Raw genomic sequence first — 13342 nt, 5'->3', positions numbered from 1 at the left:
GCCCAACGGTACGCGACCTTCCGGCGAGGCCCGTCAGGCGAGATTCGATCGGCGCGGGTAGGCGATGCTTGGCTCGGTGAGCACGTTGACGACTGCGGGAAGACCGCTGGCGAAGGCACGTTCTAGCGCCGGGCGAAGTTCGCCGGGCGCCGACACCAGCTCGCCGTGCCCACCGAGAGCACGCACCACCTCGTCGTAGCGGGTTTCCGGACGTAGTTCGGCTACCACCGAATAGCCGTACAGCGCCTCCATCGGATGCTTTTCCAACCCCCAGATGCCGTTGTTGCCCACCACCGACACGACCGGCACGTGGTGCCGGGCCAGGGTGTCCCATTCCATGCCACTGAAACCGAAGGCGCCGTCGCCCTGCAGCAGCACAACCTGTCGCTGCGGTTGCGCCAGTTTGGCGGCCAAGGCATATCCAGGACCCGACCCAAGGCAGCCAAACGGGCCACTATCCAACCAGCAACCGGGCAGATAGCTGTCGATGACCCGCCCGGCGTAGGAGCCGAAATCGCCAGCATCGATCACAACCACGGCGTCACGGTCCAGCAGCGGCGCCAGCTCGGCGTAAACGCGCAGCGGATGCAGTGGAGACCGGTCATCGGCGAGCTCGGAGCGCTCCTGGTCTCTGGCCGCGGTCTCCGTCGTCCGCAACTCGTCAATCCAGTCCTCATGGTTGGTGCCGCCCGGTTCGGCCAGCGCCGACAGGATCGCCGTCAGGTCGCCGTAGAGCCCCGCGGCGATGGGCCGCGGAGGTTGGCGCTGCGGTTCGGCGCGGTCAGCCACAACAAGCTGAGTATGCTCTCCGAACACCTTGCCGAAGCCCAGTCGGAAGTCCATCGGGACTCCAACCACCACGGCAACGTCGGCCTCCCCCAACGCTTTTGCCCGCGCCCGCGAAAACGCCAACTCGTGGTCGGCGGGCACCACACCACGAGCCATCCCATTCATGAGCACCGGAATCCGCATCGCCTCCGCGAGACGCAGCAAAGCCTGCTCCCCGTGGCCCCACCAGACATTGGTGCCGGCCATGATCACTGGCCGGCGCGCCGCCGATAGCAGGTCAGCTGCCCGATCGAGCGCTTGGTGATCGGCACCTGCCGCCGCCGGCAGGTCCGCCAGCGCGCCGGGGCGCCCGTCATCAGTCGACAGGGAAAACACGTGGTCAATCGGGAAGTCGACGAACGCCACACCGGAGGGGGCCGCGACGGCGGCCTGCAACGCGTGGTCTATGAGCCGACCCGCGTCGTCGGCTGACTGCGCGGTCGCTGCCAAGCGGCACAACGGCGCGACAAACGGCACGTGGTCGATCTCTTGTAGTGAGCCCATCCCCCAGCGCGCCGCCGGCGCGCGACCGCCGAGCACCACCAGTGGTGACTGGTTCTGCTGTGCGGCGGCCATCGCACTCATCCCGTTCGTGACGCCCGGTCCCGCGGTGAGCGCGGCGACTCCGGGCACCCGGGTCACCTTCGACCAGCCCTCTGCGGCGAAGGCGGCGGTCTGCTCGTGGCGGGTATCGATCAGCCGGATGCCCTCGTCGCGACAGCCGTCGTAGATGGAGAACAAGTGGCCACCCGACAGGGTGAATAGCGTGTCGATGCCGCTGGCCTTAAGCCGGCGCGCGATGAGTCGGCCCGCATGCATGGTCTCGGTGGGTACGGCGTCGATGCTCATATCGGCAGCCTAGCGACAATCGTCGGGTACCTTCGCCGAAGGATTTCCGTTGTGTGAGGAGATATCGACCTTGGGCCCGACACCTTTTACGCCATCCATCGACTGGTCCGGGGCACCCCTGGATTCTCTGTATTGGATCGGTAAAGCCTGGACGATCAGCGCCATCAGCGTGCTCGTCGCGCTGGCTTTGTTCAGATACCTGACACCGTGGGGCAAGCAGTTTTGGCGCATCACCCGCGAGTACTTTGTAGGCCCCGACAGCGTTCGAGTGTGGCTGATGCTCGGTGTGCTGTTGTTCTCGGTCGTGCTGGCCGTGCGCCTGAACGTCTTGTTCAGCTACCAGGGCAACGACATGTACACGGCCTTGCAGAAGGCCTTCGAGGGTATCGCCGCCGACGACGACGCGGTCAAACGCTCAGGTGTGCATGGATTTTGGATGTCGATCGGGGTATTCAGCGTGATGGCGGTGCTGCACGTAGCGCGGGTCATGGCCGACATCTACCTCACGCAGCGCTTCATCATCGCTTGGCGCGTCTGGCTGACCGACCACCTCACCGAGGACTGGCTCCACGGCAGGGCCTACTACCGGGACCTGTTCATCGACGAAACCATCGACAACCCGGACCAGCGCATCCAACAAGACGTCGACATCTTCACCGCCGGTGCCGGTGGCACCCCGAACGCACCCTCCAACGGCACAGGTACCACGCTGTTATTCGGGGCCGTGCAATCGATCATTTCGGTCATTTCCTTTACGGCGATCCTGTGGAATCTCTCGGGCCCGCTGAACATCCTCGGTTTCACCTTCCCCCGGGCAATGTTCTGGACGGTGCTGATCTACGTATTCGTGGCCACGATCATCTCGTTCATCATCGGGCGCCCACTTATCTGGCTCAGCTTCCGCAACGAGAAGCTCAACGCGGCTTTCCGCTATGCCTTGGTGCGCCTGCGGGATGCGGCCGAGGCGGTGGGCTTCTATCGCGGCGAGCGCGTGGAGCGCGCTCAGCTGTCGCGCCGGTTCAACCCGGTCATCGCCAACTATCGCCGCTATGTGCGCCGCAGCATCGGGTTCAACGGATGGAATCTGTCGGTGAGCCAGACCATCGTCCCGCTACCGTGGGTGATCCAGGCACCCCGACTGTTTGCCGATCAAATCCACTTCGGTGACGTCACACAGACGGCGATGGCGTTTGGAAACATCTTCGACTCGCTGTCGTTCTTCCGGAACAACTACGACGCGTTCGCCTCCTTCCGCGCGGCCATCATCCGGTTGCACGGACTGGTCGACGCGAACGAAAAGGGTCGCGCGTTGCCGGCCGTTGCGGCTGAGCCGACCGATGACGGGTCGGTTCATATCGAGAATGTCGAGGTACGCACGCCGACCGGTGACCGGCTGATCGACCCGCTTGACCTGCAGTTGGGCAGCGGCGACTCGCTGGTGATCACTGGCCGCTCGGGTGCTGGCAAGACCACGCTGCTGCGCAGCCTGGCGCAACTGTGGCCGTACGCGACGGGCACCCTGCGACGGCCTGGGGGCGACAACGACACGATGTTCTTGTCCCAGCTGCCCTATGTTCCGCTGGGCGATCTCCGCACGGTGGTCTCCTACCCGCAATCGTCGGGAGTGCTCTCCGACGAGGAACTGCGTGACGCGCTGACCAAAGTGGCACTGGCCCCGCTGGTCAATCGCCTTGATGAGGAACAGGATTGGGCCAAGGTGCTCTCGCCCGGTGAGCAGCAGCGCGTCGCGTTCGCCCGCATACTGCTCACCAAACCCAAGGCGGTTTTTCTTGACGAATCCACCGCGGCCCTCGACGAAGGGCTCGAATTCGCCCTCTATCAGCTGGTGCGCGCCGAATTGCCAGACTGTGTGGTGGTCAGCGTTAGCCATCGGTCCACCGTCGAGCAGCACCACGAACACCAACTCGAACTGCTCGGCGAGGGCCAGTGGCGGCTGATGCGGGCTGGGGCCGCACCGGCCAGCGTTTAATTTCCTCCGAACACGGCCGCAGCGCCCGCGACCCCGAGGCACCGCCGCTGGACCCCTATCGCGGATGCGCCCCCGCCGCGGCGTGCGCCCCGGCACGCCGACCGAAAAACGACCCCTCACCCAGCTGGGTCCCGCTGGCGTACCCCTTGCCATCCTGCGCGATGTTCGACGCGCACGCCCCAGCTGCGTACAAACCCGCCACCGCCGTACCGTCGGCCCGCAACACCTGCCCGTCCACCGACGTGGTCAGCCCGCCCAGGGTGAACCCGGCGTACATTGCCTTGCCCAGCGACATGTCGAATGCCCCCCACGGCCCTTTGTCCTGCGGGGCAAGGAATTCCGGTTGTTTGTGGAAGTCAGGATCCGCGCCGCGGGCGGCATGGGCGTTGTAGCGATCCAGCGTCGCGCTGAGGTTGCCGTGCGCGATTGACAGCCCGGCTTCCATTTCGGCCACGGTTTCCCAACCGTCGATGAACGGGACCAGCGGCATTGTCGGGTGCTCCAAATGGCTCTCGTCGACGATCAGGTACGCCGCACTGTCTGGCTGATCCATGATGAACCCGGCGGTTCGCGAATGGTAAGAGTCCTCCGCGACGAAGCGCTGTCCGAGCTTGTTGACGATGATCCCGGTCAGCAAGACTGGCGGCGGATACGGCGGAGCGGTAACGAAGATCTGATCCATGTGCTCGGTGGCGCCGCCGGCCGAGACACCCATCCGGATACCCAAGCCGTCGTCGTAGGTGTTGCCGAGCACGAACGGCTTCTCGGCCAGCTTCGGTGTGTACCTCGCGACCATGTCGGGGTTCATCACAAATCCTCCGGCAGCGATGATCACCGCGTCCGATTTGATGGCACCGGTTTCGGAGAACTTCTTCCATCGCACTCCGGCCACGCGGGTATTCGCGCCCGACCCCTCGACGATGAGCCCCGTGGCGCCCGTCTCGTAGCGGATCTGCACCCCGAGAAGCGCGGCTCGTTTCAGGAGCAGGTCGATCACCATGCTGGCGCCACCGGTGTCACCAGGGACCGGCACCTTGTGGCCGCGCGGCGCCGGCACCGCCTCCTGGAGAAACGGCCAGACCTTCTCGTTGCCGGTGAACATCAGACCCTCGGTGTTGGGCTGGATCACCGCTTTGCCCGGGAAGTAACTGCGCTCGAACTGGAAACCGAGGTCTTCCAGCCAATTGAAATGCTCCACGCTGCCGTCACAATAGGCGCGAATCTTCGTGTGATCCGGCTGCCGCGACACCGCCACCAGGTACTTGTACATCTCCTCGGGAGAGTCGGGATGCCCGGTCGCCTCCTGGACCGCGGTACCGCCGCCCAGGTAAAAGTGCCCTCCCGCAAGCGAAGTGGTGCCGCCTGCCGCGGCTGCGCGCTCCAGCACGAGGACTCGCGCGCCGGCTGCCGCTGCGGTCACCGCGGCACAGCCGCCGGCAATGCCGAACCCGATCACCACCACGTCGACCTCGTCCGACCAGGCTGTCACCGTTTGCGCCTCGACCGTCGCGGGTATGTCGGCGTTCACCGCTGCTCCTGTTTGATGTAGTCGTAGAACGCCTTGATCTCGGGTGAGAAATAGGCAATCTCCACGAACGGCACGCCAGCCTGTGGCGCTGCCACATAGCCGAACTGAATTCCACCGGGCATCACACCCCGCTGTACCACCGCGGCGCCGTGGTCAGCCGCCTCCGCAAGTGCGGCCTCGAATCCCTCCGGGCTGTCAGCTTCCATACAGATGTGATGTAGACCAGGCCCGCAGCGGCGCAGGAAGTCACTATAGATATTCTCGCCGCGGACCGGGCAGATCAGCTCCAACTGCATATCGCCGAGATAGCTCAGTGAGATGCTTGCGACGAAGTCGGCGGGCTCGCCCTGATAGCTGCAGGTGTCCGGAGCGAAGTGCACGTCGGGTATCCGCACCCACTTACGGACGCCTAACAGCCCGGTGAGGGCCATTTCGGTGGCGTCTAGGTCCGGGGTTACCCACGCGATCTGTGTCGGTGACTGAACGGGGAGGTGCATCGTCTCGCAGGATAGCCCAGCCCGCTGGGCGCCAGAAAGGGCTCGGCATGACGAGGAAAGCTTTGCCGTGGTCGGCACGGACTGGGCCCGAAGGGCCGGCTGAACACGTTCTAATTCTGTTCGCCAGATCCCCATGAATGCTGGGCCAGGATGTCTGTCAGGAGGCGAACCTGAGTCTCGAACAATCCCTCGGGATCAGACACTGTGTCGGTCCCGTATTGCCCGAACACCTCCAGGCTGATCGCCCCCACCAGGCCTGCCCACAACAGAAAGCACTTGGCGATGACGTGGTCATCGCCCGGGAACCCGAATTCATGGCGAATTCGCTCGAAATCCGATGACATCGGTTGTGGTGCAACGTCATTGGTCAGCCGGATATCTCCGATGGCGATACCTGCATCGATCGCGTCGAAGAGGGCCCCGACGACCCGGGTGCCGACCCCGGCAGGGCGGTCGGATTGTGAGTGGTGGTCGGGAATCGGGCTGCCGTACAGCAAGGCCCATCGCTCCGGGTGGGCGATTGCCCAGCGGCGAGCCACATGAGCAATGGCGATGACGTCGTCGCTCCAGGAGTCGGCGACGACTCCGTCACGAGCACGGTCGACGGCGTCTGCTAGGTCTGAGTCGGCGTCGACCAGGAGCAATGCCAGCAGCTGATCGCGGCCGGACACATAGCGATAGACGGCCGACGACACCATCCCGAGTTCGCGAGCTATCGCGCGGAGCGATACTCCGGCCGCACCCCGGTCTACCAGCTGGCGTCGACCCAATTCGATAATCTTCGCCTCAATGCGCTCTCGGTGCTCCAGCGAGTCCCGGCGCTTGCCCACGCGGCCAGTCTGGCACAAACCGAGATCACCGCTCTTGTTTTCTCGAGGCTGGCGCCCACTCGATCTGAGAGAGACGGGGCGGTTGTTAGCTGAGGATGGTCACGCCGAGATCCTCGAGGACCTGGTCGGACGCGGACCGCCACGACACCGCGGCGGGAAAGTCTCCCCAGACGCTGTTGAAGATCCCGACGAGTTGAGCGGGACCCCCATTATTGGGCGCCAGGTACACCGGTCCACCAGAATCGCCTTGCTTGCTGAGAACACCATGGGACATGGTGAACCATCCATTGTTGACACCTTCGACGGTTCCGCACGTTTCGCCAGTGATCACGCCGAAATGGCACACGGCCTGTCCGGGCGCAACCGCCACGCCCGGTATGGACTCCAGCGGACGGCCACCGGGCAGGATGTTGCTGGGAGTCACCGAGTCGACCAGAACAATCGCCTCGTAGTCGGCGATCAACTGGTCGGTCGCCACCGTCGAACCACTGGGGGTGTTGTCCCGGAACGTCGCCAGGTGGCCGATGAGGTTGAAGTTCGCATCGGTCACCGCTCCCCCGCCCCGGCAGTGCCCCGCGGTGAAGGCGATCCGCAGGCCTGGGTCGACATAGCCCAGTGTGCAGACATGGTTGTCCTGGCGGATTTCCATTCCGGGGAAGACCAAGGTCGGATCGGCGCCGGCCGGCGCCGGCGGCAAGCTGAGAGCGAGGGCGAGCATGCCCATTGCGGTCGCTACGCGCGTTGCCAGACGGCGCACCATGGCCTCCGATCGGTCGGGGCCGACACCGAAAGGTCACCGAAAAGGTAACGGTGTCGACCGGAGCTTGGGGTTAGGGGTTAACCCGCCCGACGTTGACCTTTTCGGTTTAGACGCTCGCGGTGTTACTTACGATCTCGCCAGCCCGACGGAGCCGCTGGCGTTGGCGGCTGGGCGCGGTTCCCAGCCCGGGGGTCCGAACACGTAGCCCAGCCGATCCCGCAGCCGCTGTGCTGCCTGCCAATCCCGGGCGATCGCGACGTATTCACGTGTCTGCAGCTTCCAGATGTTGAACGTGTCGACCGGCTTGGTGAGACCGTAGTGCGGCCGGAACAGCTCCGGCTGGAAGCTGCCGAACAACCTGTCCCAGATGATGAGGATGCCGCCGTAGTTCTTGTCCAGATACACCTGGTCCATCCCGTGATGCACGCGGTGGTGCGACGGGGTATTGAACAGAAACTCGATAGGCCTAGGCAGCTTGTCGATCCGCTCGGTGTGCACCCAGAACTGGTAGATCAAGTTCAGCGACCAGCTGAAGAACACCATCCACGGCGGTAGTCCGAGGAGCGGCAAGGGGACCCACATGAGAATCTCGCCACTGTTGTTCCATTTTTGGCGGAGCGCGGTGGCGAAATTGAAGTACACGCTGGAGTGGTGTGCCTGGTGGGTGGCCCAGATCAGCCGGACCCGATGGGCCATGCGGTGATAGGCGTAGTACGTCAGGTCCACGCCCAGAATCGCGATGATCCAGGTGTACCACCGGTGTGCGGAAAGGTGCCAGGGCGCAACATAGGCATAAATTGCCGAATACCCCAGTAGCGCTAGCGCCTTCCACGCGGCGGTCGTGGCTATCGACACCAGACCCATCGAGATGCTAGCCACCGAGTCGCGAGTGAGGTAGGCGCCGGATACCGGCCGGGACCGTCGGGCAGCGCTGCTTTCGTGGGCCGCTTCGATTCGTTCCAGTTTGCGCGCTGCCGTCCATTCGAGGATCAGCAATAACAGGAAAAACGGGATGGCAAACAGCACGGGATCCTGCATTTCCGCGGGTAGCGCGGAAAAGAAACCCGTCACGGCACTCACATCAGACAGAGTACGGCCGCCGTGCCCGGCCGGCGAGCTGCGCACCGGGCGCTTGGCCCAACATTGCCGAGTGAAGCGCCGGAACAGAGTGCGCGGGTAATCAGTCCGCTGGTGCGGGCTCGCCCGCATACCAGTGGACCGCGTGCATCCCTGGTTGCAGGGATAGTTCGGCCACCATCCGCTCGAGCCGGGCCGGTGTATGGCCTCCCATCAGCAGGTGCGCGGTCAACGTAACCTTGTCGTCGCCCGCCTCGCTGCTGTGGATACCCCGGAGAATCATGTCGTTGTTGCTGGTGTGTTGCACGATTTGGGCGCGTGCGTATTTTGCAGATTTCCGGCGACAGATCACCTGCACTTGGTAAGGGGCCAGCCCCTCGTCCTCTTCGACGGTGTTGTCGTGGTCGATCAGCCGGCCCAACGGGCGCCCCAGGAAGTGGATACCGACGACAGTGCCGGTGGCGATGATGGTGAACACCAGGTGCCCCGAAGCGGCCAGCACCCCGACCGCGGCCGAACACCACAGGGTGGCTGCGGTGTTGAGCCCGCGCACGTTGAATCCCTCGCGCAGGATTACCCCTCCGCCGAGAAACCCGATGCCGGAAACCACGTACGACGCCACCCGCGTGGGGCTGCTGTCATTCGCGGTTTCCGCATACAGCACGAATAGCGTCGCACCAGTGGCCACCAGCGCGTTGGTGCGTAGGCCGGCCATGCGGGCACGCCACTGCCGCTCGAGCCCGATAAGGGCGCCGCAACCGACCCCCACGGCCAGCCGGAGCGCGAAATCTGCGACGCTCAGCGTCTGCATGGCGGCGCCCTCCTTTCCCGATCGCGGGCCAAGCTATCAGCCACCGATTCAGGACGACCGGGATAGTCGCCACGCGGCGGCCCCGGTCGGCCGGCAGCTAACCACGATGAGGTAAACAACAGATGGCGCCGGGCCGAACCGAGCGAGTTTCCGGCCATCGCCTCCCGAACCGCGCCCCGGTGAAACGGTGTGCGCCCGCACCACAGCGACGTCTAGAGCGCGCCCAACGGCTACCGCCGCATGATCATCGACCTAGGCTTCGGTGAGGTGATGGGGGCAGTAGTACGTCGCCGAGAGCACCGCGAACTGTGACGCGGCCTCCATATCGAGTCCCGGATTGCGAACCTTCACGTCGTGGACCAGCTCTAGGCCTGATTCACCGTTGTTCAAACACGTGCATACTGCCTGGGCGGACCCAATGGCTCGAGCTGGGTCACCGTAGGTTATTCCGGCTCCGTCCAGAGCAGCGAGGAAGCCTGCGTCGTCGCCCGTGCCGTCGCCCGGATGGCCATACGCCGGCGCGGCGAGGCCAACCATGGTTGCAACGCTCAGCACTGCGAGCAGAGCCTTCATAACTCACCATTCTTCCATGTCGCGACAATTCTTGCAGGAGTCGTATGTTGTCCAAAGCCCCGTGGTCCCAAGGCATTCAGCAGTGAGTGCCGGTCCTCGATGGCGCTATCCCAACTGCGCATCGGACGGCACCACCTTGACCTTGTCACGTTTGGACAGGTGCACCGCGTGGATCCCGGGCTTCTTCGACAACTGTTCGAGCAAGCTGTCAAGCCCTTCCTGATCGACGCTGTGATGCTGCACGCTTTCGGGCTTCTCCGAGATCTGGGCGACCAGACGTTTGAGCTGCTCAGGCGAGTGGCCGTCCTTGAGGTCTTTCATGGAGGTGCGGCGGCCTTTCGCACCCGCACCGGCCAGGGCGGTCGGAGCCGCGGAGCCGAAGGCGGCTCCGGCCATACCCGCCATGGACGCCGAACTCAACAGGCTTCCCTCGCCCAGCGCGGCCGCCGACACGGCATCGGGCCCGGTGGCCGACAAGGCAGCGGCCACGGTCCGGATATCCGGGGTGGCCGCGGCCCAGCTTGGCGGAACCGACATCTTTCCGACCAACATGCCGCGGCCATAATCCGCCGCAACGTCACCGGGCGATACCGCGTTGAACAGGCTACTTAGGCCAAAGCGTGGCGAAACGCCAAGGCCACCGCCCAACGCGTCTCGGGGAATTGCACCAAGTCCGTGTGGGTGCGGGGCGTACTTGAGGACGTGAGATATCGGGAAGTTGACCAGCAGCCCCTCGTCGTTGAACGCCGCCAGAACGCTCGAAGGGGCCTTCAGGGCGCCGTATAGGGCCAGATAGGCATCGGTTGCGCCGGTCCCGATCAGGGAGTCCAGGATGAAGGTCACGGCATCGGTGTAGCCCGTGGCGATGTCCGCACCCAACTGCAGGAGTGTCGAGATTGGGCCGACTGTCAGCAGCGATTCTAGGCTGGCGGCCGGGGCGGCGGCGGCGACGCCGGCCGCGGCGGCTTGACCGACCAGCCCGGCCCCGTTGGCGACCTGCGGGGGCTCGGTGAAGGGTGTCACCCGGCTGGCGGCAGCCGAGGCCCCGGTGTAGGTGTCCATCGCGATGGCATCTTGAACCCACATTTCGGCGTATTGGGCTTCGGCAGCCGCGATCGCCGGCGTGTTCTGCCCGAAAATATTGGTCGCCACCAGCAGCGCCTCTTCGGCGCGGTTGGCTGCGACCTCGGCCGGGGGCACGTGGGCGGCGAAGGCCGCTTCATAGGCGGTTGCCGCGGCGGCGGCCTGTGCCCCAGCCTCAGCGGCTTGCTCGGCGGTGGCGTTCATCCACGTCAGATACGGGGCAACCGCGGCGGCCATGGCCAGCGACGAGGGGCCCACCCACGGACCGCTGGTCAGTGTCGCGACGATCGACGAATACCCGGCCGCCGTGGCCTGCAGTTCGGCGGCCAGTGCTTCCCAGGCGGTCGCGGCAGCCAGCATCGGCGCTGCGCCTGGGCCCATGTAGATCCTGCCGGAGTTGATCTCAGGGGGAAAGGCTGCATACAACATCGTTATTGCCCTTCTATCTGGGTGGTTAGCGCCTGGGTGATCTGCACTCGAGTGGTGTTGGTCGATGCGGCGGTCATCGGAGTCACTCCTCGATCGCCGGGATCACGATGATGGTGGCCGCGGCGGGGTCGGCCTCGGCAACGACGCCGCCGAGGGAGCCCGATCCGGCACTGCCTGAGCGGACGGTGGTTGCGGCGAGGGCACGCCCGGCCATGCTGGCCGCTGCCATCTGGCCGAACACGTTGCCTTCGGCGGCTAGCGGGGCCGTCGCCGTTGGCGCGGCTGCGACGTTGGCAGGTAGCACTGAGGCGAGCGATCGAAGTGCCGGGGCGGCCTCCGTCCAGCCCTGCGGTACCGACATACTTCCCACCAGCGCCGCCCTGCCCATGGCGCCGGACACCGGCGCGCCACCAAGTTCCGATGTTGCACTGAACAAGCCGGCGGAGCCCAGATTTGCCTCACCCGCCAGCGGCGCTAATCCCCCGGTAATCAGCTTCGGCGGGGCGAAGAATGCGTTGGCGCCAACCATGTTGTTGGTGAAGGCGTAGAGCTGCCCGAACGCCAGGAAGGGGCCACCGGGTATGGAGCTGAGCCCTTGGATGGAGAACGGCCCCGACAGGGTGCTCCAGATTGTGGTCCAGTTTTCGATGTCGTTCGCGATTGAGGTTGGCAATGTCGCTTGCGGCAAGAGGGACGCGGACCCCGACGTGAGGGTTGTCGCCAGGTTTTGCAACGTCGTCGGCACGGCTGCCATCACTTGGGCCAGTTGGTTGGCGACCTCCGTGCTGGCGGCGGCGCCGGTGGCCTCGGCCACTGCCGCCGACTGAGTCGCCATCGCCGCGGAGTTGGTGGTCTGAGGCGGCTCGGCGAACGGCGTCAACTCCGACGCGGTTGCCGAAGACCCGGCGTAGGCGTACATCGCCGCAGCATCTTGGGCCCACATTTCCATGTAATGGGCTTCGGTGGCCGCGATCGCCGGGGTGTTCTGGCCAAAAATGTTGGTGGCAATCAGCGACATCAACAATGCGCGGTTGGCCTCGATCACCGGCGGCGGCACTGTGGCGGCGAAGGCCGCCTCATAGGCACCCGCGGCGAGCTTGGCCTGGGTCGCCGCCTGCTCTGCCTGAGCGCCGGTGGCGTTGAGCCAGGTGACAAACGGTGCGGCCGCGGCCGCCATCGCGATGGCCGACGGACCGATCCATTGACCGACGGTCAGCCCATCAACAATTGAGCTATAGGAGGCCGCGGTGGACAGCAACTCCATAGCCAACGCGTCCCAGGCCGCCGCCGCGGCCAGCATCGGTCCGGAACCCGCACCGACATACATGCGTCCCGAGTTAATCTCCGGCGGGAGTAGCCCATAATCCATATCAGTTACCTCGTGGTCCCCTCGATGGCCGCCATGGTAATCACACCCTCGTAGTTCCGCGGGTGAACCAGTCCAGCTCTTATGAACTTCACCAGATATCCCAATGCGTACCCCCTATCGGATCCCCATGCCCAATACAATTGACCTTACGCCCCCTCTATGAAAAACCATCAAATACCCACCGATAAGATTTGTTGCAGCTTCGACGACTCTGTCTCGTGCGGTTCCCCGTTTCGGATGTAGCTCGCATCCTGCGAAGCAATTATTTGTGCAGCGTTCCACCCAGGTAATAGCGACGTAAAATATACGTCTCGCCCCTCCCAGACATACTGTGAGAACTCCGCTCAGCTAACGTAAAATTCAGGTAAACCTGCAGATGATGTCGCGGTTTTGCGGCTGTGGCAATTTTGTGAAAACCGGCTTGAATTGTTGGCCGACCATTCGTATTTCTCAGTGCCGAGAAGGTGAGTTCGATAATCTTTTCTGCGGCTTTACCGGCGCTTGTACATTCTTTTTACGCCATTGTTACAACATTCTCGGTCCCAAATATCCGCAACGAAGGTGATTGTGGCGCAGCGCCTGCTACTGCGCGCACCGAACATCCTAATCGAGATCCATCGTCGTCACCGCGCAAATCGCCGTAACCCGGTGCCGGAATTTGGGCACTCGGCTATACATGCAGGCACAGCGACCCGACCTACGGCCCGGGGTCGGATGA

The 13342-nt window shown here is 64.3% G+C and carries 11 protein-coding genes; 1 reads left to right on the top strand and 10 read right to left on the bottom strand.

All coding sequences use genetic code 11. From position 1 onward, the window contains the following. Positions 1–33: 33 nt before the first annotated feature. Positions 34–1677, bottom strand: coding sequence for an acetolactate synthase (locus F6B93_RS11150; RefSeq protein ID WP_211699154.1), 1644 nt, complete (start codon positions 1675–1677; stop codon positions 34–36). A gap of 70 nt (positions 1678–1747) precedes the next feature. On the opposite strand from F6B93_RS11150, the gene bacA reads away from it, so the two are divergent. Continuing rightward, positions 1748–3667, top strand: a complete 1920-nt coding sequence (bacA, locus tag F6B93_RS11145) for a vitamin B12 ABC transporter pemease/ATP-binding protein BacA (protein WP_211699153.1) — start codon at positions 1748–1750, stop codon at positions 3665–3667. A gap of 55 nt (positions 3668–3722) precedes the next feature. Here bacA and F6B93_RS11140 read toward each other — a convergent pair whose 3' ends face one another. From F6B93_RS11140 to F6B93_RS11100, 9 genes are all read right to left on the bottom strand, one after another. Continuing rightward, positions 3723–5195, bottom strand: coding sequence for an FAD-binding protein (locus F6B93_RS11140; RefSeq protein WP_211699152.1), 1473 nt, complete (start codon positions 5193–5195; stop codon positions 3723–3725). After that, positions 5192–5692, bottom strand: coding sequence for a VOC family protein (locus F6B93_RS11135; protein ID WP_211699151.1), 501 nt, complete (start codon positions 5690–5692; stop codon positions 5192–5194). The genes F6B93_RS11140 and F6B93_RS11135 overlap by 4 nt, the downstream gene beginning before the upstream one ends. A 110-nt stretch (positions 5693–5802) precedes the next feature. Next, positions 5803–6522: a TetR/AcrR family transcriptional regulator gene (locus F6B93_RS11130; protein ID WP_211699150.1), complete on the bottom strand. Its 720-nt coding sequence runs from the start codon at positions 6520–6522 to the stop codon at positions 5803–5805. A gap of 85 nt (positions 6523–6607) precedes the next feature. Beyond that, entirely contained in the window at positions 6608–7246 is a 639-nt protein-coding gene (locus F6B93_RS11125) for an Rv1815 family serine proteinase (protein WP_425518541.1), read from the bottom strand. A gap of 162 nt (positions 7247–7408) precedes the next feature. Next, positions 7409–8362 carry a sterol desaturase family protein gene (locus tag F6B93_RS11120; RefSeq protein WP_211699148.1) on the bottom strand — a complete coding sequence of 318 codons (954 nt, stop codon included), beginning with the start codon at positions 8360–8362 and terminating at the stop codon, positions 7409–7411. A gap of 100 nt (positions 8363–8462) precedes the next feature. Continuing rightward, positions 8463–9170, bottom strand: a complete 708-nt coding sequence (locus tag F6B93_RS11115) for an MgtC/SapB family protein (RefSeq protein WP_211699147.1) — start codon at positions 9168–9170, stop codon at positions 8463–8465. A gap of 252 nt (positions 9171–9422) precedes the next feature. Further along, positions 9423–9743 carry a DUF732 domain-containing protein gene (locus F6B93_RS11110; protein ID WP_211699146.1) on the bottom strand — a complete coding sequence of 107 codons (321 nt, stop codon included), beginning with the start codon at positions 9741–9743 and terminating at the stop codon, positions 9423–9425. Positions 9744–9848: 105 nt separating this feature from the next. Then, complete coding sequence (locus tag F6B93_RS11105) at positions 9849–11255, bottom strand: PPE family protein (protein WP_211699145.1); 1407 nt, start codon at positions 11253–11255, stop codon at positions 9849–9851. Between the two features lie 82 nt (positions 11256–11337). Continuing rightward, positions 11338–12624 (bottom strand): PPE family protein, encoded by a 1287-nt coding sequence (locus F6B93_RS11100; protein WP_211699144.1) that lies wholly within the window; start codon positions 12622–12624, stop codon positions 11338–11340. Positions 12625–13342: the final 718 nt, after the last annotated feature.

It is taken from the genome of Mycobacterium spongiae (assembly GCF_018278905.1).
Taxonomy (GTDB): domain Bacteria; phylum Actinomycetota; class Actinomycetes; order Mycobacteriales; family Mycobacteriaceae; genus Mycobacterium; species Mycobacterium spongiae.
This window is presented reverse-complemented; position numbering and strand designations above follow the sequence as displayed.

Excerpts from the sequence above, each read along its gene's own strand:
- F6B93_RS11100 (WP_211699144.1), bottom strand. The coding sequence starts at position 12,624 with ATGGATTATGGGCTACTCCCGCCGGAGATTAACTCGGGACGCATGTAT.
- F6B93_RS11115 (WP_211699147.1), bottom strand. The coding sequence starts at position 9,170 with ATGCAGACGCTGAGCGTCGCAGATTTCGCGCTCCGGCTGGCCGTGGGG.
- F6B93_RS11135 (WP_211699151.1), bottom strand. The coding sequence starts at position 5,692 with ATGCACCTCCCCGTTCAGTCACCGACACAGATCGCGTGGGTAACCCCG.
- F6B93_RS11125 (WP_425518541.1), bottom strand. The coding sequence starts at position 7,246 with ATGGGCATGCTCGCCCTCGCTCTCAGCTTGCCGCCGGCGCCGGCCGGC.
- F6B93_RS11105 (WP_211699145.1), bottom strand. The coding sequence starts at position 11,255 with ATGTTGTATGCAGCCTTTCCCCCTGAGATCAACTCCGGCAGGATCTAC.
- F6B93_RS11150 (WP_211699154.1), bottom strand. The coding sequence starts at position 1,677 with ATGAGCATCGACGCCGTACCCACCGAGACCATGCATGCGGGCCGACTC.
- F6B93_RS11110 (WP_211699146.1), bottom strand. The coding sequence starts at position 9,743 with ATGAAGGCTCTGCTCGCAGTGCTGAGCGTTGCAACCATGGTTGGCCTC.